Annotated in this window: 12 protein-coding genes; 6 read left to right on the top strand and 6 right to left on the bottom strand. The window is 64.5% G+C overall.

What is annotated here, in order from left to right:
- Positions 1-15: 15 nt before the first annotated feature.
- Positions 16-2,820, bottom strand: coding sequence for a [protein-PII] uridylyltransferase (locus tag ACSQ3L_RS00925; RefSeq protein ID WP_436158229.1), 2,805 nt, complete (start codon positions 2,818-2,820; stop codon positions 16-18).
- A gap of 216 nt (positions 2,821-3,036) precedes the next feature.
- On the opposite strand from ACSQ3L_RS00925, the gene ACSQ3L_RS00920 reads away from it, so the two are divergent.
- From ACSQ3L_RS00920 to ACSQ3L_RS00910, 3 genes are all read left to right on the top strand, one after another.
- Positions 3,037-5,541 (top strand): heavy metal translocating P-type ATPase, encoded by a 2,505-nt coding sequence (locus ACSQ3L_RS00920; protein WP_436158228.1) that lies wholly within the window; start codon positions 3,037-3,039, stop codon positions 5,539-5,541.
- A 42-nt stretch (positions 5,542-5,583) separates the two neighbouring features.
- Positions 5,584-5,976: a CopM family metallochaperone gene (gene copM / locus ACSQ3L_RS00915; protein WP_436158227.1), complete on the top strand. Its 393-nt coding sequence runs from the start codon at positions 5,584-5,586 to the stop codon at positions 5,974-5,976.
- 86 nt (positions 5,977-6,062) lie between these two features.
- Positions 6,063-6,908: an aldo/keto reductase gene (locus tag ACSQ3L_RS00910; protein WP_436158226.1), complete on the top strand. Its 846-nt coding sequence runs from the start codon at positions 6,063-6,065 to the stop codon at positions 6,906-6,908.
- 216 nt (positions 6,909-7,124) lie between these two features.
- On the opposite strand, the gene mutS is transcribed toward ACSQ3L_RS00910, so the two are convergent.
- Entirely contained in the window at positions 7,125-9,848 is a 2,724-nt protein-coding gene (mutS, locus tag ACSQ3L_RS00905) for a DNA mismatch repair protein MutS (RefSeq protein ID WP_436158225.1), read from the bottom strand.
- A gap of 214 nt (positions 9,849-10,062) precedes the next feature.
- Between mutS and ACSQ3L_RS00900 the strand changes: the two genes are divergently transcribed.
- Entirely contained in the window at positions 10,063-12,342 is a 2,280-nt protein-coding gene (locus tag ACSQ3L_RS00900) for an NADP-dependent malic enzyme (protein WP_436158224.1), read from the top strand.
- 71 nt (positions 12,343-12,413) lie between these two features.
- Here the strand turns inward: ACSQ3L_RS00900 and ACSQ3L_RS00895 are convergent, their stop codons facing one another.
- Together ACSQ3L_RS00895 and ACSQ3L_RS00890 are read right to left on the bottom strand one after the other, a co-directional pair.
- Positions 12,414-13,121, bottom strand: a complete 708-nt coding sequence (locus ACSQ3L_RS00895; protein ID WP_436158223.1) for an antitoxin Xre/MbcA/ParS-like domain-containing protein — start codon at positions 13,119-13,121, stop codon at positions 12,414-12,416.
- Between the two features lie 447 nt (positions 13,122-13,568).
- Positions 13,569-14,561, bottom strand: a complete 993-nt coding sequence (locus ACSQ3L_RS00890) for an adenosine kinase (RefSeq protein WP_436158222.1) — start codon at positions 14,559-14,561, stop codon at positions 13,569-13,571.
- Between the two features lie 271 nt (positions 14,562-14,832).
- Here ACSQ3L_RS00890 and ACSQ3L_RS00885 point away from each other — a divergent pair, with 271 nt between their 5' ends.
- Positions 14,833-15,735 (top strand): DMT family transporter, encoded by a 903-nt coding sequence (locus ACSQ3L_RS00885; RefSeq protein ID WP_436158221.1) that lies wholly within the window; start codon positions 14,833-14,835, stop codon positions 15,733-15,735.
- 97 nt (positions 15,736-15,832) lie between these two features.
- Complete coding sequence (locus ACSQ3L_RS00880) at positions 15,833-16,549, top strand: sulfate transporter family protein (protein ID WP_436158220.1); 717 nt, start codon at positions 15,833-15,835, stop codon at positions 16,547-16,549.
- On the opposite strand, the gene ACSQ3L_RS00875 is transcribed toward ACSQ3L_RS00880, so the two are convergent.
- Both ACSQ3L_RS00875 and ACSQ3L_RS00870 read right to left on the bottom strand, forming a co-directional pair.
- On the bottom strand, positions 16,546-17,544 hold the full coding sequence (locus ACSQ3L_RS00875) for a proline racemase family protein (RefSeq protein ID WP_436158219.1): 999 nt from the start codon (positions 17,542-17,544) through the stop codon (positions 16,546-16,548). The genes ACSQ3L_RS00880 and ACSQ3L_RS00875 overlap by 4 nt on opposite strands.
- A gap of 14 nt (positions 17,545-17,558) precedes the next feature.
- On the bottom strand, positions 17,559-18,362 hold the full coding sequence (locus tag ACSQ3L_RS00870; RefSeq protein WP_436158218.1) for an isocitrate lyase/PEP mutase family protein: 804 nt from the start codon (positions 18,360-18,362) through the stop codon (positions 17,559-17,561).
- Between the last annotated feature and the right edge of the window lie 19 nt (positions 18,363-18,381).

Below are 18,381 nucleotides of genomic sequence, written 5' to 3'. Positions count from 1 at the left end.
AAGTGATGGTGGCGGTCACTCGGCGGCCGCCGCCCTGGCCTTGCCGCCGCGTTCGGGCACGATGCCTTCGAGCGTTGCCATCAGCCGGTTGCGAATGGTGGTGATGCGGGCCGGGCTGTCGATCTTCTGGCCGGTGAGATCGGTGACATAGAAGGTGTCGATGACCTTTTCGCCGAAGGTGGTGATGTGGGCCGATGCGATGTCGAGCGAAAGGTCGGACAGTGTTCCGGTGATCTCCGACAGCAGACCTGGCCGATCCAGACCCTCGACCTCGATGACCGAAAAACGGTTCGACAGCGTGTTGCGGATCTCGGCGCGTGGCGGGATTTTGAACACCTTGGAGCCGCGCCGTGGCTTGGTGCGCTTCTCGATCATCTCCGGCAGCCAGCTCTTGCCCGACAGCACATCCTCGATCAGCCGGCCGACACGCTCGGCGCGCCGGCGCTCGTCTTCGTCGCGGTCGAATTCCCGCGAGATCAGGATGGTGTCGAGGGCGCGGCCGTCCGACGTTGTGAAGATCTGTGCGTCGACGATGTTGCCGCCGGCTCCAGCACAGGCCCCGGCGATGACCGAGAGCAGGCGCGGATGGTCCTGCGCCAGCACGGTGATTTCGGTCACTGCCTCGAACTGGTGGGTCTTGACCATGGTGGCGAGCTTGTTGCCCGACGCGTCCGCTTCGCGGATGAACTCGGCGTGGCGCAACTGGTCGGCGAGATCCACGGTCAAAAGGTAATTCTCGTAGTGCTGGCCGACATAGCGCTTGCGGGCCTTGTCCGGCCAGTCGGCAAGCGCCTCGGCCAGAAGCTCGCGCGCCGCCGCCGTGCGCTGGGCGCGCGATACTTCCGAAAACCCGCCGGTCAACAGCAATTCGGTCTCGTAATAGAGCGTGCGCAGCAACTGGCCCTTCCAGCCGTTCCAGACACCGGGTCCAACGCCCCTGATGTCGCAGACGGTCAGGATCAAAAGCAGCTTCAGCCGCTCGACCGATTGCACGATCGCGGCGAAATCCTCGATGGTCTTGCGGTCGTTGAGGTCGCGGGTCTGCGCCGTCATCGACATCACGAGGTGGTTCTCGACCAGCCAGGCAACGGTTTCGGTGTCGGCTGGCGACAGCCCCATATGCGGGCAGATACGGCGCGCGATCCTGGCGCCGGCTTCCGAATGGTCCTCGGGCCTGCCCTTGGCGATGTCGTGCAGCAGCACGGCGACATAGAGCGCCTCGCGGCTCTTCTTCAGGCCCGGCATCAGCGTGTGCGACAGGGGATGGAGTTTTTCGCCGTCGCCGCGCTCTATCTCGGCCAGCACGCCGATGCAGCGGATCAGGTGTTCGTCCACCGTGTAGTGGTGGTACATCGAGAACTGCATCATGGCGACGATCTTGCCGAAATCCGGGATCAGTCTGCCGAGCAGCCCGGCCTCGTTCATGCGCCGCAGGTTGAGTTCGGCATTGCGGTCCGAAGTCAGAATGTCGAGGAACAGCCGGTTGGCCTCCTCGTCGCGCCGCAGCGACTTGTTGACCAGGCCGAGCGAGCGGGTCAGCAGCTTCAGCGCATCGGGGTGGAATTCCAGGCCGTGCTTGTCGGCGAACCAGAACAGCCGCAGCAGGTTGACCGGATCGCGCTCGAACACCTGGTCGTCGGCGATGTTGATGCGGTGGTTGTCGACAATGAAGTCGGAGGTGCCGGCCAGCTTGCGCTTGCGCCGCGAGAAGGTCAGGAAGATGCGGTTGAAGCCCGGCACGTGCTTGGCCTGCTCTTCCTCGAGCGCGGCGCAGAAGATGCGGGTCAGGTCGCCGACATCCTTGGCGACCAGGAAATAGTGCTTCATGAAGCGCTCGACCGCCGACAGGCCGGGGTGCGTGGTGTAGCCGAGCCGTTCGGCGATCTCACGCTGGATGTCGAAATGCAGCCGTTCCTCGGCCTTGCCGGTGAGGAAATGCATGTGGCAGCGTACCGCCCACAGGAAGTCTTCGGCTTTCTGGAACTCGCGGTATTCGCCCTCCGTGAAGACGCCCTTGTCGACCAGCTCCTCGCCGGTACGCACGCGGTAGAAATATTTGCCGATCCAGAACAGCGTCTGCAGGTCGCGCAGGCCGCCCTTGCCATCCTTGACGTTGGGTTCGACGAGATAGCGGCTTTCGCCCGCCTTGGCATGGCGGTCGTCGCGTTCGGCAAGCTTGGCCTGGACATATTCGGGGCCGGTCGTGCGTACCACCTCATGGTCGAAGCGCAGCATCAGTTCGTCATAGAGCTTTTCCTCGCCCCACAGGAAACGTGCTTCGAGGATCGATGTGCGGATGGTGACGTCGGTGCGTGACAGGCGCAGGCATTCATCGATGTTGCGGGTGGCGTGGCCGACCTTCAGCCCCAAATCCCACAGCATGTAGAGCATGTATTCGACGGTCTGTTCGCCCCACGGCGTCTGTTTGTAGGGCAGCAGGAACAACAGGTCGATATCGGACCCCGGCGCCAGCGTGCCGCGGCCATAGCCGCCGACGGCGACGACGGCCATGCGCTCCGCCGAAGACGGGTTCTTAACCCGGTAGACATGGGTGACGGCGAAATCGTAAAGCGCCCGGATGATCTCATCCATGAGATGCGACAGCCGCGCCGCGCAGGCGCTGCCGCTGCCGTCGTCCCTCAGCATGCGTTCGGCAATGGCGCGCCCCTCTGTGAGCCGCCCCTTGAGCAGCTGGAGCACGCCGCTGCGCGCGGCCTGTCCGGAGCCGTCACCTGCCGTAGCCGCGGTCAGCGCGGTCATTTCGCGGCGCAAGGCTTCGCCGTCGATGAGTTCGTCGAGCTTCAGGGAGATTCTTGCCATATTTCCAGGTCGGCCTTGCCGTTTCGGCGGCGTCTATAGCGCGTTTTCGCGGCGCTGGGTATGGGGCGGGCTGACACGTTCCCCACAAGTGCCTGACAGTCGCTGCCAACAAGAAAAGTCGAAACCAGCTCTTGACCTTCCAGTAACTGGAAGCCCTACCTCCGCTTTGGAATTCAGACACCAAGGCATTTTTGCCAGACATCAAGGCTTTTTCGAATGACGCATTCCGATCACGATCATCACGCGCATGGCAGCTGCTGTTCGGCGAAGGGCGCCGCGCCTGCCGCGAAGAGCGTCGTCCGCGACCCGGTTTGCGGCATGATCGTCGATCCCGCCGCCGGCAAGCCCACGGCCGGGCATGATGGCCATCTCTATCATTTCTGCAGCCAGGGCTGCCGCACGAAATTCGCCGCCGAGCCGGAAAGATTCCTGACGGCCACCGATCCCGTCTGCGGCATGAGTGTCGACCGCGCAACCGCAAAGCATTTTGTCCGCCACGAAGGTCAGGGCTTCTATTTCTGCTCCGCCGCTTGCCAGGCGAAATTCGAGGCCGAGCCGCAAAAATATCTCGGCGACGGGCCGGCATCGCAGCCGATGCCCAAGGGCACGCAATACACCTGCCCGATGCATCCCGAAATCATCCGAGACAAGCCAGGATCCTGCCCGAAATGCGGCATGGCGCTTGAGCCAATGGGCGTACCCACCGGTGACGAAGGACCGAACCCGGAATTGGTCGATTTCACCAGGCGGTTCTGGGTCAGCGCCGTGCTGTCGGTTCCTTTGCTGATCGTCGCCATGGCGCCGATGCTGGGCCTAACGTTTTCGTCCCTTATCGATGAGCGGATCATGGTCTGGCTGGAACTGGCATTGGCCAGTCCCGTCGTGCTGTGGGCGGCGCTGCCCTTCTTCCATCGCGGCTGGGACTCGATCGTCAACCGCAGCCCCAACATGTGGACGCTGATCTCGCTCGGCGTTGGTGCTGCCTATCTCTACAGCGTCGTCGCCACGCTGTTTCCGGATATCTTTCCGCATCAGTTCCGCGGCCATGGCGGTGCGGTGCCGGTCTATTTCGAGGCTGCCGCCGTCATCGTCGCGCTGGTCTTCCTTGGCCAGGTGCTGGAGCTGCACGCCCGTGAAAAGACCGGCTCGGCGATCCGCGCCTTGCTTGATCTCGCGCCGAAGACCGCGCGGCTGATCGCCGCCGACGGTTCCGAAAACGACGTGCCGCTCGACGCGGTCAAGGCCGGCGATCGTCTGCGCATACGCCCCGGCGACGCCGTGCCGGTCGATGGCACGGTGCTGGAGGGCCGCTCCTCGATCGACGAATCGATGATCACGGGCGAGCCGTTGCCGGTCGAGAAGGCCGAGGGCGATGCACTGACCGGAGGCACGCTCAATAAGAATGGTTCGCTGATCATGCGCGCTGAGAAGGTCGGCGCCGAGACGACGCTGGCGCGCATCGTCGATCTCGTCGCCAAGGCGCAGCGCTCGCGTGCCCCGATTCAGGGGTTGGCCGATCGCGTTTCCTTCTACTTTGTCCCGGCCGTCGTTCTCGTTGCGATTGCCGCTTTCATTGCCTGGGCCATGTTCGGACCCGAGCCCAGCCTGATCTTTGCCATCGTCTCGGCGGTATCGGTGCTGATCATCGCTTGCCCCTGTGCGCTCGGCCTCGCCACGCCGATGTCGATCATGACCGCCACCGGGCGGGGCGCTCATGCCGGCGTGCTGATCAAGGAAGCCGCCGCGCTCGAACGCTTCGCCTCCGTCGACACGCTGATCGTCGACAAGACGGGAACGCTGACCGAAGGCCGTCCGAAACTGACCGATGTCGTTGCGGCAAACGGTTTTTCCGAGGACGAATTGCTGGTGCTTGCCGCGAGCCTGGAGAAGGGGTCGGAGCATCCGCTGGCCGAGGCGATCGTCGACGGCGCCGCCACGCGCGGCGTGACCGTTGCCGAGGCCAGCGGCTTCGAGGCGGTCACCGGCAAGGGTGTGTCGGGGATCGTGTCGGGAAAGAAGGTCGCGCTCGGCAACGCCACGATGATGGCCGATCTTGGCATCGATGTCGCATCCATCTCGGCCAAGGCCGAGGCGCTGCAGTTCGAAGGCAAGACGGCGATGTTCGTCGCTATCGGCAACAGACTGGCCGGCATCGTCGCCGTCGCCGACCCGGTCAAGGCGACCACCGCAGAGGCGATCAAGGCGCTGCATGACAGTGGCTTGAGGATCATCATGGCGACCGGCGACAATGAACGCACAGCCAACGCCATCGCCAGAAGCCTTGGCATCGATGAGGTTCGCGCCGGCCTGCTGCCGGAACAGAAGGCAGCGCTCATCGATGAGCTGCGCGCCAAAGGCGCTGCTGTCGCCATGGCCGGCGACGGCGTCAACGATGCACCGGCCCTTGCTGCCTCCGATGTCGGCATCGCCATGGGCACCGGCGCCGATGTCGCCGTCGAAAGCGCTGGCATTACCTTGGTCAAGGGCGACCTCAACGGCATCGTCCGCGCCCGCACCCTGGCGCAGGCGACGATCCGCAACATTCGCCAGAACCTGTTCTTTGCCTTCCTCTACAACGTGCTTGGCGTGCCGGTCGCCGCCGGCGTGCTCTATCCGCTCACCGGCACGCTTCTGTCGCCGATGCTGGCGGCGGCGGCGATGAGCCTGTCGTCGGTGTCGGTAATCGCCAATGCATTGCGGCTGAGAACATTGAAACTCTGATCGAAGCCCCCAAATACGAAACCATTCAACAGGAGACCATGAATGACCTTGGCTAAAAAAATCGTGCTGCTCCTGATGGCGGCCGGAATGCTGGTTGCCGTCTTCCTCGAAAGCGTTCCGGCGCAGAGCGAAGAGATGAAACACGACATGGGCGCCATGGCGACGGACGCCACCAGTCCTTCGACCGAAGGCTACAAGGCAGCGATGGACAAGATGCATGCCGACATGATGGCATCTGAATACACCGGCAATGCCGACGTCGATTTCGTCCGCGGCATGATCCCGCACCATCAGGGTGCGATCGATATGGCCAAGGTCGAGCTTGCCAACGGCAAGGATCCGGAAATCCGCAAGCTGGCCGAAGGCGTCATCGCCGCGCAGGAAGCCGAGATCAAGCAGATGCAGGCCTGGCTCGCCGCCCATCCGGTCAAGTAAGCTTTCGGCAATTGGCAAGGCGACGAGAACGCCTCTGGATTTCTCGCCCAGCCTGTGATGCGATCCGGTCTCAATCGGAGCCCGCTATGCCATCGACCATCAGAACCACCAAACTGCCGTCTGGCGAAGCCGTTCAGGTGCTTGGTCAGGGGACATGGAAGATGGGCGAAGATGCCCGTCGCCGCGCCGATGAGGTCAATGCTCTCAAGCTCGGCCTCGACCTTGGCATCACGCTAATCGACACCGCCGAAATGTATGCCGACGGCGGCGCCGAGGAGGTGGTGGCCGAGGCCATTGCCGGGCGCCGCGACGAGACCTTCCTCGTTTCGAAAGTGCTGCCGTCCAACGCTTCGCGCGCGGGCGTGCAGCGCGCCTGCGAAAACAGCCTGAAACGCCTGCGCACTGACCGCATCGATCTTTATCTGCTGCATTGGCCCGGCAGCGTGCCGTTGGCGGAAACCGTCGCGGCCTTCGAGGCTCTGAAAAAGGCAGGCAAGATCCGCCACTGGGGCGTCAGCAATTTCGACACCGACGAGATGGAAGAGCTGGCCGGCTTGTCCGACGGCAACAATGTCCAGACCAACCAGGTGCTCTACAATCTGGTCCGGCGCGGCCTCGAATTCGACCTGGCGCCCTGGAGCCGGCAGCGCGGCATTCCGCTGATGGCCTATTCGCCGGTCGAGCAGGGTGCGTTGGCCCGCAATGCTCGGCTCGACGCCGTCGCCGCCCGCTACAACGCGACCCCGGCGCAAATCGCTTTAGCCTGGGTGATGCACCAGGACGGCGTCATCGCCATCCCGAAGGCCAGCAGCCAGGAGCACGTCCGCCAGAACGTCGCCGCACTCGACATCAAGCTTACGCCACAGGACATCGCCGATCTCGACCGTGCCTTCCCGCCGCCAGCGCGCAAGCGCGGGTTGGAGATGATTTAGGAGGGCTGATAGCGCAGGCCGCATTCCGTCACACCCCCTCTGTCCTGCAGGACATCTCCCCCGCAAGGGGGGAGATCGGACGTCACCTTGGCTTTCGCCAATCACCAACTATGCAGGGCAGCGGAGCGCGGAAGCTGCCAATCTCCCCCCTTGCGGCCTTGCGGGGGAGATGCCCGGTAGGGCAGAGGGGGGTGCTGTCCCGCCGACCTTTGCCGGCTATATCATCCCCTTCAGCCTATACAATGCCTCGAGCGCCTCCCTCGGCGTCATCTCGTCCGGATTGATCTCGCCCAGCGCCACACCCAGTGCGTCGCTCTTGACCGGCTTCGGCGCTTCCCGCTTCACCGCCACCGAAAACAGTGGCAAATCGTCGACGAGGCGATTCGTCTTGCCCGAAACCTCGCCCTCTTCCAGTTGGTGCAGAACCTCCTTGGCTCGGTCGACCACCGCTTCCGGCAGGCCGGCCAGCCGCGCCACCTGCACCCCGTAGGAGCGGTCGGCGGCACCCTTGCCGACTTCGTGCAGGAAGACGACGTCGTTTTCCCATTCCTTGACCCGCATGGTGACATTGTGCAGCCGCGCCAGCTTGCCGGCCAGCGAAGTCATTTCGTGGAAATGAGTGGCGAAGATCGCCCGGCAGCGGTTCTTTTCGTGCAGATATTCTACCGCCGCCCAGGCGATCGACAGACCGTCGAAAGTGGCGGTGCCGCGACCGATCTCGTCGAGGATCACCAGCGCCCGTTCGCCGGCCTGGTTGAGGATTGCCGCCGTCTCGACCATTTCGACCATGAAGGTCGAGCGGCCGCGCGCCAGATCGTCCGAGGCGCCGACGCGCGAGAACAGCCGGTCGACGACGCCGATATGGGCCGATGTTGCCGGCACGAACGAACCGGTCTGGGCCAGAATGGCGATCAGCGCGTTCTGCCTAAGGAATGTCGACTTGCCGCCCATGTTCGGGCCAGTCAGGAGCCAGATCGCGCCGTTCTTGGCGCTGCCTTCCGGCGACAGGTCGCAATCATTGGCGACGAAAGGGCCTTCGCCCGAACGGCGCAAGGCCTGCTCGACCACTGGATGCCGGCCGCCCGCAATCTCGAAGGCGAGGCTGGAATCCACCACCGGCCGGCACCAGGCCTCGCTCTCCGACAGAAGCGCGAGTGCCGCCGACACGTCGAGCACGGCCAGCGCATCCGCACCGGCGCGGATATTCTTCGCTTCGCCGACCGCTTCCGCCGTCAGCGCGTCGAAGGCGGCCAGCTCGATGCTGAGTGCGCGGTCGGCGGCATTGGCGATCTTGGTCTCGAGCTCGGCCAGCTCGGTCGTGGTGAAGCGCATGGCGTTGGCCATGGTCTGGCGGTGGATGAAGCGCGCCTTGGCGCCATCGCTGCCGGTCATGACCGCATGGTGGTTGGCCGTCACCTCGATGTAATAGCCAAGCACATTGTTGTGCCGGATTTTTAGCGAGCGGATGCCGGTCTCGTCGATCAGCGAGCGCTCCAGCCCGGCGATCACCTTTCGCGATTCGTCGCGCAGCGCCCGCATCTCGTCGAGATCGGCATGGTAGCCGCCGCGAACGAAACCGCCATCGCGCTTGAGCAGCGGCATTTCGTCGCCAAGCGCCTGCGTCAGATGCTGGGCCAGCGCCTGGGGCAGCGCATGGATGGCGGCGAGTGCGGCCGCGAGTTCCCCGGACAGGGCGGTCGCGGCAAAGATTTCAGCGATCGCGCCGGCCGCTTCGAAACCGGCGCGCAGCGCGCCGAGGTCGCGCGGCCCACCCCGGTTGAGCGCCAGCCTGGACAAAGCGCGCGGCATGTCGGCGACGCGCTTCAGGCTCGACCGCACCGCCTGGCAGAGCCGCGTTTCAGAGCGGAAGAACGACACGGAATCCAGGCGCGCGCCGATCGCCACCGGATCGGTCAGCGGGGCCATCAGCCGGTCGGCGAGCAGCCTTGCGCCGCCGCCCGTGACCGTGCGGTCGATCGCCTTGAACAGCGAACCTTCGCGGCTGCCCGACAGCGTGCGCAGCAGCTCGAGATTGCCGCGTGTCGCCGGATCGATGAACAGGGTCGAGCCCTGCTCCTCGCGCTCGGGCCGCGACAGCGGCGGGCGCTCGGCCTTCTGCGTCTTTTCAACATAGGCGATGGCGCCCGAGATCGCCGACAGTTCGGCACGCGAAAAGGCGCCAAACGAGTCCGGCGTCGCCACATCGAAGAAGCGGGCGATGCGCCCGGTGGCCGAGGCCGAATCGAACAGCGAGGGCGGCTGCGGGCTGGCGACGCGGCCGAGCACGTCGAACACTGGCTTCAACTCCGGATCATGGAACACCGGCTCGGCGACGATCAATTCGCGCGGATCGACACGGAAAATGTCGGCCAGCAGCCGGTCGGCGGTGGTGTCAGTGACGCGGAAGGCGCCGGTCGAGATGTCGATCCAGGCCAAGGCGAAGGAGTGGTCCGCTCCGCCCTTCACCCGCCCCAACGCCATCAGGAAACTCGATTCCGAGGGCGCCAGCAATTTGTCCTCGGTGATGGTACCCGGCGTCACCAGCCGTACCACGTCGCGGCGCACCACCGATTTGCCGCCGCGTTTCTTGGCTTCGGCCGGATCCTCGATCTGCTCGCAGACGGCAACGCGAAAACCCTGGCCGATCAGCTTCTGCAGATAGTCGTCGGCCGCATGCACCGGCACGCCGCACATCGGGATGTCGAGCCCTTGATACTTACCGCGTTTGGTCAAGACGATGCCTAGCGCCCGGCTTGCCTTCTCGGCATCGTCGAAGAACAGCTCGTAGAAATCGCCCATGCGATAGAACAGCAGCGAATCCGGGTTTGCCGCCTTGATCTCGATGAACTGCTCTATCATCGGCGTGGCGCCGGCGTGGACAGTCGGCGCCGGCGTCATCGCGTCGGGAGCATCCGGCTCGTTCGGGCTGTGCATATTCATGCGCGGCACGCTAGCAGATGTGATCGCGTGGTTTAATGCCGGGGCGTCGAAAAACAGGGGACGACCGAGACGGCCGATTGCCCGCAATCACTCGCACCAACCGCGATTCCCGCGCGCTGGCGGTTTACACGCGGCGGCGCGTGGTCTTAATTCGGACCGACACAAAGCACCCGCTTCAACGAGGTGCTGCACCGGCGAGGAAATCAAGAACATCATGGCCAAGAAAACCGAGAACAGCGGGCCGTCCGTCAGCGCGCAGGAAGCGCTAGAATTCCATGCCATGGGTCGGCCGGGCAAGCTGGAGGTCGTCGCCACCAAGCCGATGGCAACGCAACGCGACCTGAGCCTCGCCTATTCGCCTGGTGTCGCGGTTCCGGTTCTGGCCATCGCCGAAGACCCCTCGCGCGCCTTCGACTACACGACGCGCGGCAACATGGTCGCCGTCATCTCCAACGGCACCGCCATTCTCGGCCTCGGCAATCTCGGCGCGCTGGCCTCGAAACCGGTGATGGAGGGCAAGGCGGTGCTGTTCAAGCGCTTTGCCGATGTCGATTCCATCGATCTCGAGGTCGACACCGAGGACGCCGACGAGTTCATCAACTGCGTGCGCTTCCTCGGCCCGTCTTTCGGCGGCATCAACCTCGAGGACATCAAGGCGCCGGAGTGCTTCATCATCGAGCAGCGTCTGCGCGAATTGATGGACATTCCCGTCTTCCACGACGACCAGCACGGCACCGCCATCATCTCGTCCGCCGGCCTGATCAACGCACTGGAAATCACCGGCCGCGACATGAAGACCACGAAAATGGTCTGCAACGGCGCCGGTGCCGCAGGGATCGCCTGCATCGAGCTGATGAAGGCGATGGGCTTCGCGCCCGAAAACATCACTTTGTGCGACACCAAGGGCGTGGTTTTCCAAGGCCGCACCGAAGGCATGAACCAGTGGAAATCGGCGCATGCGGTCAAGACCGAGGCGCGCAGCCTCGCCGAGGCGCTCGACGGCGCCGACGTTTTCCTCGGCCTCTCGGCCAAGGGCGCGCTGACCACCGCCATGGTGCAGTCGATGGCCAAGAACCCGATCATCTTCGCCATGGCCAACCCAGACCCGGAAATCACGCCGGAGGAATTGGCCGAGATCCGCACCGACGCCATTATGGCCACCGGACGGTCGGACTATCCGAACCAGGTCAACAATGTGCTCGGCTTCCCCTACATCTTCCGCGGCGCGCTGGATGTGCGTGCCACCACCATCAACGACGACATGAAGATCGCCGCCGCCCAGGCGCTGGCGGCACTGGCGCGCCAGGACGTACCTGACGACGTCGCCGCCGCTTATCAGGGCAACAGGCCGAAATTCGGCCCCAACTACATCATCCCGGTGCCGTTCGACCCGCGCCTGATCTCGGCCATCCCGATTGCGGTGGCCAAGGCGGCGATGGATTCAGGCGTCGCCCGCAAGCCGATCCTCGACCTCGACCGCTACGCGCAGGAGCTGTCCGCCCGCCGCGATCCGATTGCCTCGACCCTGCAGCGCATCTACGACCGTGTGCGCCGCCAGCCCAAGCGCATCGTCTTTGCCGAGGGCGAGGAGGAGCAGGTCATGCGCGCCGCCGTCTCCTACGTGAACCAGAAGCTCGGCACCGCCATCCTGCTCGGTCGCGACGACGTCATCAAGGAAAACGCCAAGCACGCCGGCATCGACCTCAACAAGCAAGGCATCGAGATCATCAACGCCCGGCTGTCGCGCCGCAACGGCATCTACACCGACTATCTCTACGAACGCATGCAGCGCAAAGGCTTCCTGTTCCGCGACTGCCAGCGCCTGATCAACAACGACCGCAACCACTTTGCCGCCTGCATGGTGGCGCTGGGCGACGCCGACGGCATCGTCACCGGCGTCACCCGCAACTATTCGACCGCGCTCGAAGACATCCGCCGCGTCATCGACGCCAAGCCCGGCCACCGCGTCATCGGCGTCTCGATCGTGCTGGCGCGGGGCAAGACCGTGCTCGTCGCCGACACCGCCGTGCACGACATGCCCAATGCCGAGCAGATCGCCGACATCGCCGAGGAGGCCGCAGGCTTTGCCCGCCGCATGGGCTACGAGCCACGGCTCGCCATGCTCGCCTATTCGACCTTCGGCCATCCGCAGGGCGAGCGCTCCGAACGGGTCCAGGAAGCGGTGCGCATCCTCGACAAGCGCCGCGTCGATTTCGAATATGACGGCGAAATGGCCGCCGACGTCGCCCTCAACGCCCGCGCCATGGCGCAATATCCCTTCATCCGGCTGACCGGCCCGGCCAACGTGCTGATCATGCCGGCGTTCCACTCAGCCTCGATCTCGACCAAGATGCTGCAGGAACTCGGCGGCTCGACGGTGATCGGCCCGCTGCTGGTCGGCTTGAACAAGCCGGTTCAGATTGTGTCGCTGAACGCCAAGGACAGCGATATCGTGAACATGGCGGCGATAGCGGCCTATACAGCGGGGACTTGAGGAGCGGGTCACGCTGCGGGACGAAAGAAAAGAGGCGAAGCTAGTAGTCGTCTGGCAATTCCGCGAAACCCTCAGCCCGGCGCGAACACTCGCGCCGCCTCGACGACCTCGTCGACCTGATCCTGCCGCAGCAGGTCGATCGGGATGCGGCCGTCGAGCTGCGCCGCGGGGCGCGTCAGCCATAGCCAGGCGAGCCTCGGATTGCTGATCAGGGACAGCACGTCGCGGACACCCGCCACCGGCCTGCCGTCGACGAACTGCGCCAGCGGGAAGACGTGCTTGCGGCCACCCTTGCGCAAGGCGATGACCTCGCCTCGCCGCTGCCAGCGATGCAGGGTCGAGCGGGCGATGCGCAAATTCTCTTCCAGATAGGTCGATCCGGCGACGCGGCCCGCCCAGTCCTCGATCAGCATCGATTCGAGGTCGTCGGACTTTGGCAGCGACGGAAGCGTTTGCCCGGCATCGGCCACCAGGATCGTCGTTGGATTTGTGGCGCCGGCAATACCGGCTTCGCTGCGGCGCGCGGCTTCCGCCGCCAGCGCGCGCACGAATTTCGAGGCCAGGCCGGGCAGGTCGGCATGGATGGCGTCGATGGCGCGCTGGTGCTTCGGCGACAGCAAGGTGACGGCGGACGCTATGCTGCCGGCGATCTTGCCGACCGAGACCATGGTCGGCTTGTTGATGGCCTCGTCATAGTGGGCAAGCGCGCGTTCGACATCCTCCGCGACCATCTCCGCGAAGTCGTCCTGCTTGATGGCGGTTGTCTGAAATCTGTTCATGCTTCTGTCTTCCGGGCCGCGCGCTCCTCCCACAGCCGCGGCCGGTTGCCGAATTTCTAGTGCGGAAAACGGAAATCACGGCGGCAACAGGTCCGGCCGCCCGACAGCTTGCTGTCTTGCATGTCTTGACACCCCAACTGGCTATTGGCACCCTGAAATGTCAGTCGCGGGACGCCCAGATTGCGTGTAGGTGCGATGTGTGACAGCCGCGCGACGCTGCCAATCTCCCCCCTCGTGGGGGAGATGCCCGGCAGGGCAGAGGTGGGCGCCGTAGAGCGCTACGGAGTGATGTTTGCGCCCGCGCTTCGGCCGACGCCACGCCATGGAATTCATGCCGTCTATTTTTGGGCTGATGGCAATGTAAAGCCTTGGAGATGCCGGCGGGACAGCGCCCCCCTCTGGCCTGCCGGCCATCTCCCCCACGAGGGGGGAGATCGGCAGTTGTCCCTACAGCAACCCAGCCTGCTCAGCCTCGCGGCGCAAATTCTGACGGGGTCTGGGGCCGATCTGCTGGATCACCAATCCGGCGGCCAGTGAGCCAAGGTCGCCGCAGGTCTGCAGGTCGCGGCCTTGCGTGTAGCCGTGCAGGAAGCCGGCGGCATAGAGATCGCCGGCACCCGTCGTGTCGACCAGCTCCTTGATCGCGGTCGCCTTGATTACCACGGTCTCGTCGCCGCGCACGATCACCGAGCCTTTTTCCGAGCGGGTCACGGCGGCGATGCGGCAATCCTTGCGGATCTGCGCCAGCGCTTCGTCGAATGATGCCGTCTGGTAAAGCGACTTGATCTCGTGGCTGTTGGCAAAGACGATGTCGACGGTACCCGAACGCATCAGCTCGAGGAACTCGTCGCGGTAGCGGTCGACGCAGAACGAATCCGACAGGGTCATCGACACTTCGCGGCCTGCCGCGTGCGCCAGCATCGCCGTCTGGCGGATTGCTTCCTTGGCGCGCGGCGGATCCCACAGATAGCCTTCGAAATAGGTGACCCTGGCGCCAGAGGCCTTGTCGGCCTCGACATCCTCCGGCCCGAGCTCGACGCAGGCGCCGAGATAGGTGTTCATCGAGCGCTCGCCGTCAGGGGTGACGAAGATCATCGAGCGCGCCGTCGGCGGCTCGCCCTTGAGCGGCCTGGTATCGAAGGCGACGCCCTGCGCATGGATGTCGTGGGCATAGATTTCGCCCAGCGCATCGTTGGAGACCTTGCCGAAGAAAGCGGCGCGGCCGCCGAAGCTGGCGACGCCGGCCGCCGTGTTGCCGGCGCTGCCGCCGGACGCCTCGATCGCCGGACCCATGCGGCTGTAGAGCAACTCGGCGCGCCTTGTGTCGATGAGGTTCATCGCGCCCTTGATGATGCCGTTGGTCTCGAGGAACGCCTCGTCGCACTGGGCGATGATGTCGACAATGGCATTGCCGATGCAGAGCACGTCATAATCCGGCATCAAAATCTCCGCCAAAAACCCGAGCTGGCTTCTTGCCACGCCGGCCCGGCGCGGGTCTAGCGATTTGAAACAGGTTTGCCTAGGGCGTCATACGCAACTTTGGCGGATCAGGCCGGAACAAGCCAAAGGCGCATCGGCACCGAGGCGCTATGACAATTCGACCGTGGCCGAAGCATTTCGCCGCCGCACCGCTTACAAGCCTGGCTCAGCCGATCCCGTTTCGAAGACGAGCCAGCCCCCCATGTCTACAAAGAGCATGTCTACAAAGAGCATGTCGACTAAGAACGATATGACGACCGACCTGGCGCTGCTCGTCGTGCTGGCGCTGCTTTGGGGTGCTTCCTACACCTTCATCAAGATCGGCGTCGAGACAATCCCGCCGGTCACCTTCATTGCCGCCCGCACGCTGATCGCCGGTGGCATCCTGTTCGCCATCATCCGCTGGCGCGGGCTCGCTATGCCGGGCGATCCGATAAGCTGGCGCCGCTTCGCCCTCCAGGCCTGCCTCAACAGCGTCATTCCGTTCACCCTGATTGCGGCGGCCGAGCGCTCGGTCGATGCCGGCCTCGCCACCATTTTGAACGCGACCTCGCCGATCTTCACCTTCCTGCTCACCGCGCTCATTACCCGCCACGAGCCGGTTACTTTGCGCAAACTGATTGGCGTCGGCGCCGGCATTGCCGGCATCTGCCTCATCATCGGCACCGAAGCGCTGGGTGGTCTCGGTCACGAACTGTGGGCGCAGTTGGCAATTGTCGCGGCAACGATCTGCTATGCCGGTGCGGCGATTTTCGGCCGCGGTTTCAAGGGCCTCGACCCGATGCTGCCCGCCGCCGGCTCGATGCTGTGCGGCGCAATCATACTGGTGCCGCTCAGTCTTGTGTTCGACCAGCCATGGACGCTGGCGCCATCGAGCGCGTCGATCCTGGCCTTGCTCGGCCTATCGGTGTTTTCGACGGCGCTGGCCTTCGTTATCTATTTCCGCCTCATCCACACGCTGGGCTCGGTCGGCACCACCTCGCAGGCCTATCTGCGCGTGCCGATCGGCGTCGGCATCGGCGCTCTTTTCCTCGGCGAAAGCCTCGGTTCGACGGCATGGCTGGGCATGGGCTTTGTCGTGGCTGGGGTCGCTGCCATGACCATCCCGGTTCGCAAGCCGGCGCTTGCGCGGTAGAGCAATTCCAGAACTATCCGCGCTTGTGCTCGCGCCCCGCGCTGCCTATCTCGGAAGCGTCCGCCTTTTCGGTCCGCTAGGCTGGGGGTAAAGCACGGTGATTTTGGACGCTGCCCGCACTGCGGCCCTTGAGCTGCTCTCGCCTCCGTTTCGTGCCGTGTTCGTGAAGACGCTTGGGCTGACCTTGCTGGCGCTGGTGGCCTTGTGGTTCGGCCTGACCAGCCTCATCGAGTGGCTGGCGCTGCCGTGGCTGCAGTCGCTGTTGCCCGGCATGCCGTCCTGGGCCGGGTGGCTTGGCGGCATCATCGCGGCAATAGCGCTTGCCTTCGGCATGGCGTTGCTCATCGCGCCGGTGACGGCTGTTGTCGCCGGCCTGTTTCTCGACGATATCGCCGAAGTGGTCGAGCGCACCGATTATCCCGGCGATCCGACCGGCCGCGCCATGCCGGCGCTGCGCTCGCTGGTGCTGTCGATGCGGTTTCTCGGCGTTGTCATACTTGGCAATATCGTCGCCCTGCTGCTTCTGCTGGTGCCGGGCATCAACATCGCCGCCTTCTTCATCGTCAACGGCTATCTGCTCGGGCGCGAGTTCTTCGAGTTCGCCGCCATGCGCTTTCGCGGGGAAGAAGAGGCCAGGGCCTTGCGCAGGCACTATGCCGGCACCGTGTTTCTCGCCGGGCTGCTCATCGCGGCCTTCCTCGCCGTGCCGCTGCTCAACCTGGTGACGCCGCTGTTCGCCGCCGCCATGATGGTGCATCTGCACAAGGCGATATCGGTGCGGGAAGCTGCTCGATCAGGATATCGGCGCGCTTAACGCAGGAGAAACCCGCGCCCGAGTTCGTCGTCCGCCTCGACGATGAACTCAGCCCGCCCGGAATAATAGGCACGGCCGCCGACGCGGGCGATGATCGCTTCGTGCGGGCCAGCCTTCGCTGTCCGCACCACGGCTCCGGAAAAACGCGAACCGGTAATGCTCTCGAACAGGCGCGTCTGCCCGATCACGATTTCGCCCTTGGCATGCATGGCCGCCAGCCGCGCGGTGACACCGGAGCCGGTTGGTGAGCGGTCGACCTCGGCTTCGGCGAAGACGCAGATGTTTTTGGTCGCCTCGTCGGCAAACGCATCGCGGCCATCGGTCAGGATGGTGCCGTAGAGGAATGCAAGGTCGGCGTGGTCGGGATGCGACAGCGGCAGCTCGGTCTTGAGCCGGTTCGTCAGTGTCGTCGCGGCATCGACGAAATCACGCACACGGCTGCTGCCGAATTCGAGCCCGAACTGATGGCAATCGGCCAGCGCGTAGAATGCGCCGCCGTAGGCGAGGTCGAAGCCGATCGTGCCATGGCCGGGCAGTTCGATCGTCTGGCTACCGGCAAACAGGAATGCCGGCACACTTTCGAACGATACCGCGCCGGCCTTGCCGTCCCTGACCTCGACCGAGGCGACGACCAGCCCGCATGGCGCCTCGATGTTGACGGTCGTGATCGGCTCCTGTTTCGCCACCAGCCCTTCATCGACGGCATAGCGGCCGAGCGCGACGATGGCGTGGCCGCACATGGTCGAATAGCCCTCATTGTGCATGAACAGCACGGCGAGGTCGGCACCGGGCAGATCCGGTTCGACCAGCAAGGCGCCATACATGTCGTAATGGCCGCGCGGCTCGAACATCAGGATTTTCCGGAGATGATCGAGATGGTCGCGCACATAGGCGCGCTTTTCCAGGATGGTGCCCTTTGGAATACTGGGATAGCCGCCGGTGACGATCCTGAGCGGCTCGCCGCCAGTATGCATATCGACGACGGTAAGCGTCATGCGATGGGTCCCACCTAAGCTGAAGGTTTGCCGAACAGCGCCTGTAATTTGCCGAACGGCATCGCGGCGCGGGTGAAGCCGAAGGTGCCGTCCTGCTGGATTTCGCGCGCCGCCGTCTCCAGCATGCCATAGGCGAAATTGGTCAACCACGGCCCGAGCGAGATACGCTTGACGCCGGCCATGGCGAGATCGGCGATGGTGAAGCCCGGTACCGCCATGACGTTGACCGGCTTGCTGACCGCCGAGCAGACCGTGCGGATCATTTCGACGTCGCCAATGCCCGGTGCATAGAGCACGTCGGCCCCGGCCTTCTCGAACGCCTGCAGCCGCTTGATCGTGTCGTCGAGGTCGGATTTGCCCCACAGGAAATTTTCCGCTCGCGCGGTGAAGACGAAATCGCGCTTCAGCGCCCGGGCCGCTTCCACCGCTGCCGCAACACGCTCGACGGCGTGGGAGAAATCATAGATTGGCTTGTCCGGATCGCCGGTGTGGTCCTCGATCGAGCAGCCGGCAAGGCCGGCAGCCTCCGCCGCGAAAATGGTTTCGGCGGCCTGCTCGGCGCTGTCGCCCTTGCCTTTCTCGAGGTCGGCGGAGACAGGCAGGCTGGTCGCCGCCGTCACTTCGCGGCAATGGTGGATCATCTGGTCGAAGGTCACCGAACCATCCGGCAGGCCGCGCGAGAAGGCAAAGCCGGCGCTGGTCGTCGCCAGCGCCGTGAAGCCGAACGAGCCAAGCAGCTTCGTCGTGCCGATGTCCCAGGGATTGGGCATGACGAAGGTCGAGGCATGCAGGTCGCGAAAGATCTTGCCCTTGTCCATGGTAGTTCCCCCATCATGT

This window comes from Mesorhizobium sp. LjRoot246 (assembly GCF_964254115.1).
Taxonomy (GTDB): domain Bacteria; phylum Pseudomonadota; class Alphaproteobacteria; order Rhizobiales; family Rhizobiaceae; genus Mesorhizobium.
This window is presented reverse-complemented; position numbering and strand designations above follow the sequence as displayed.

Bases quoted from the DNA above. Each gene is read 5' to 3' on its own strand.
- ACSQ3L_RS00910 (WP_436158226.1), top strand. From the start codon at position 6,063: ATGCCATCGACCATCAGAACCACCAAACTGCCGTCTGGCGAAGCCGTT.
- ACSQ3L_RS00925 (WP_436158229.1), bottom strand. From the start codon at position 2,820: ATGGCAAGAATCTCCCTGAAGCTCGACGAACTCATCGACGGCGAAGCC.
- ACSQ3L_RS00890 (WP_436158222.1), bottom strand. From the start codon at position 14,561: ATGCCGGATTATGACGTGCTCTGCATCGGCAATGCCATTGTCGACATC.
- ACSQ3L_RS00920 (WP_436158228.1), top strand. From the start codon at position 3,037: ATGACGCATTCCGATCACGATCATCACGCGCATGGCAGCTGCTGTTCG.
- ACSQ3L_RS00885 (WP_436158221.1), top strand. From the start codon at position 14,833: ATGTCGACTAAGAACGATATGACGACCGACCTGGCGCTGCTCGTCGTG.
- ACSQ3L_RS00895 (WP_436158223.1), bottom strand. From the start codon at position 13,121: ATGAACAGATTTCAGACAACCGCCATCAAGCAGGACGACTTCGCGGAG.
- ACSQ3L_RS00900 (WP_436158224.1), top strand. From the start codon at position 10,063: ATGGCCAAGAAAACCGAGAACAGCGGGCCGTCCGTCAGCGCGCAGGAA.
- mutS (WP_436158225.1), bottom strand. From the start codon at position 9,848: ATGAATATGCACAGCCCGAACGAGCCGGATGCTCCCGACGCGATGACG.
- copM (WP_436158227.1), top strand. From the start codon at position 5,584: ATGACCTTGGCTAAAAAAATCGTGCTGCTCCTGATGGCGGCCGGAATG.
- ACSQ3L_RS00875 (WP_436158219.1), bottom strand. From the start codon at position 17,544: ATGACGCTTACCGTCGTCGATATGCATACTGGCGGCGAGCCGCTCAGG.
- ACSQ3L_RS00870 (WP_436158218.1), bottom strand. From the start codon at position 18,362: ATGGACAAGGGCAAGATCTTTCGCGACCTGCATGCCTCGACCTTCGTC.